This is a genomic window from Frankia sp. CgJB1 (assembly GCF_977947065.1).
The window spans coordinates 1-3,024 of the sequence record NZ_CDWTNB010000276.1 but is presented as its reverse complement, the minus strand read 5'-3'; the positions used below and the strand labels follow the sequence as shown (position 1 = coordinate 3,024).

At 70.6% G+C, this 3,024-nt stretch carries 2 protein-coding genes; one reads left to right on the top strand and one right to left on the bottom strand.

Features of this window, described 5'->3' with window-relative positions; all coding sequences use genetic code 11:
- Positions 1 to 3 precede the first annotated feature (3 nt).
- On the bottom strand, positions 4 to 1,515 hold the full coding sequence (gene murC, locus AC08OT_RS19790) for a UDP-N-acetylmuramate--L-alanine ligase (RefSeq protein WP_476594743.1): 1,512 nt from the start codon (positions 1,513 to 1,515) through the stop codon (positions 4 to 6).
- A 434-nt stretch (positions 1,516 to 1,949) separates the two neighbouring features.
- Here murC and ftsZ point away from each other — a divergent pair.
- Positions 1,950 to 3,024, top strand: a 1,075-nt coding sequence (ftsZ, locus tag AC08OT_RS19785) for a cell division protein FtsZ (RefSeq protein WP_476603183.1), incomplete at its 3' end; no start/stop codon positions are given.

Sequence of the window (3,024 nt, the reverse complement as noted above, 5' to 3'; positions counted from 1 at the left end):
AGGTCAACCGGCCGCCGCGAAGCCCAGGGCGGCCAGTAGCCGGGGACCGACCGTGGTGCTCGTTCCCGCTCCGAGCGTGAGCAGTAGGACCCCCCGCGACGCCTCGTCGCTCAGGGCGGCGCGGACGTCCGTGGCGAGTCGTTCGACGAGTTCGGACCAGGACACGTAGTACGTTGCCGCCGGCTCGCTCACCCGCTTGACCAGGTCGACGGCATGCAGACCGAGGTCGTCGGTCTCGCGGGCGGCGTAGATGTCGGTGACGTACACCCGGTCGGCGTCGCTGAACGCGGCCGCGAAGTCATCCAGCAGCGCGGCGAACCGACTGAACGTATGTGGCTGGAGTACCGCCCAGATCTGCCGTCCCCGAGCCCGCGAACGGGCCGCGGCGAGCGTCAGACGGACCTCCGTCGGATGATGCGCGTAGTCGTCGATCACCTCCAGGCTGCCCGGACCTCCGGCGGGCCCGGTGCCGGTGCTGCCGGTGCTGCCGTTCCAGAAGCCCACGAACTCGAACCGTCGGGCCGCGCCGGTGAAGGTCGTCAGGGTGGTGAGGGTCTGGGCGGGAGCGACTCCCAGTTCGGTGGCGGTGGCGAGGACCGCGAGGGCGTTCAGCACCGAGTGTCGGCCGGGTATCGTCAGGGTCAGCGCACCGACCTCCTGGCCGGCCCGCAGGACGGTCGCCCCGGTCATGTCGTTCCCCGCGGTGGTGACGACGTCGACCGCGCGCCAGTGGCGTTCCGGCTCGAAGCCGTAGTCGATCACCGCGACGTCCTTATTCACCGCGACGTCCTTGCCGGGCCGCTGGCGACCCAGCTCGGTGAGGACGGCGACCACCCCGGGATGATCTCCGCAGACAACCAGTCGTCCACCCGGCCGGACCCGTCGGGCGAACGCGGCGAAGGCTGCCCGGACCGATGCCTCGTCGGGGAAGACGTCGGGGTGCTCCCACTCAACGTTGGTGATGACGGCGATGCTCGGGTCGAGGCCCGCGAAGGCACCGCCGTACTCGTCGGACTCCAGGACGAAGACGTCGCCGGAGCCGGCCAGCGCGTTCCCCCCCAGCTGTGACACCTCTGCGCCGATGACCGCCGTGGGATCCAGCCCGGCGGCGCGCAGGACCAGGGTGAGCATCGCCGAGGTGGTCGACTTGCCGTGCGAACCGGCGACGGCGACCAGCCGGTACCCGGCGGTGAGCTCCGGTAGCCATTCCGAACGGCGGCGCACGGGCAGACCGAGCGCGCGGGCGGCGACGATCTCCGGATGGTCGTCGGGCAGCGCGCTGGACGCGACCACGACATCCGCACCGGCGAGCTCGGCGGCGACGGCGGCCGGACCGGGCGTGGCCCCGATCCGGATCGGCACCCCCCGTGCGCGTAGGGTCGCCACCCGGGGCGAGTCCTCGGAGTCACTGCCGCTCACCGTCCCGCCGCCCGCGAGATGGATCTGGGCCAGCGAAGACAGGCCGCTGCCTCCGATGCCGAGGAAATGGACGTGCTGGGTGCGCTGACCGGTCACGGGAGGCAGTACACCATCATCGGCTCCGGGGATGGTGAGGTCCCTTGATCCGTGGCACGGCCGGGTGCCGGGATCCGTACATTGAGCGGGACCCGTACATTGAGACGAAGCCCTCGCCGGCTGTCCAGGGGAGGTCGCCAGAGGCGAGCCACGGCTACCACAGACCCCTTCCGGGGCGGGGGCCCCCGCATGGTGGCGAAGCCACCGTGCGGGGAAAGTCGTGACGCGCCGACAGCGTCCTTGACCACCGCCGGAGCCGTGCCTACTGTCCGATCCACAGTCGGAAGTTGACATAACTGTAACCGTCTAGCTGACGGTGAAGGTTGAGGCTTCGACTGCTTTCCCGCTCGCCGCGTGGCTCCGCCTTCCCGCGGCGGCGCAGGGGCGGGGTAACCCCCGTCCGACCACCGACGCCGCTGGAGGACCGACACCGCATGGCTGCCCCACAGAACTATCTCGCGGTCATCAAGGTCGTCGGGATCGGTGGTGGTGGCGTCAACGCCGTCAACCGGATGATCGAAGTCGGTCTCAAGGGCGTCGAGTTCATCGCCATCAACACCGACGCCCAGGCCCTGCTCATGAGCGACGCCGACGTGAAACTCGACGTCGGCCGTGAGCTCACCCGAGGCCTCGGCGCCGGAGCCGACCCCGAGGTCGGCCGCCAGGCTGCCGAGGATCACCGGGAGGAGATCGAGGAGGTCCTCAAGGGGGCCGACATGGTCTTCGTCACCGCGGGTGAGGGTGGTGGCACGGGTACCGGCGGTGCGCCGGTCGTCGCGAACGTCGCCCGCTCCCTCGGAGCACTCACCATCGGTGTGGTCACCCGGCCGTTCACCTTCGAGGGTCGGCGCCGGGCCACCCAGGCTGACACCGGTATTGACACTCTTCGTAATGAGGTCGATACCCTCATTGTCATCCCGAACGACCGTCTGCTGGCGATGACGGACCGGGACATCAGCGTTCTCGACGCCTTCCGCAGCGCCGACCAGGTGCTGCTCTCCGGTGTCCAGGGCATCACCGACCTGATCACCACGCCCGGCCTGATCAACCTGGACTTCGCCGACGTCAAGACGGTCATGTCCCATGCCGGCAGCGCCCTGATGGGCATCGGACGGGCCCGCGGCGACGACCGGGCCACCGTCGCCGCCGAACAGGCCATCGCGTCCCCCCTGCTCGAGGCGAGCATGGACGGGGCCCAGGGGGTGCTGCTCAACATCTCGGGTGGGTCGGACCTCGGCCTGTTCGAGATCAACGCGGCCGCCGAACTGGTCGCCGACGCGGCCCACCCGGAAGCGAACATCATCTTCGGTGCGGTCATCGACGACGCACTCGGGGACGAGGTGCGGGTAACGGTCATCGCCGCCGGCTTCGACACCGTCCAGGACCGGCGGACCCGCACCCTCAACGCCGCGGGGCAGCGGCGCCCGCCGGGGCCGGCCGGCGGGTCGGCTGCCGGGCCGCCGACCGTGGCCCCCCCGGCCACCTCGCCCGCGACAACGATCCTGCCGC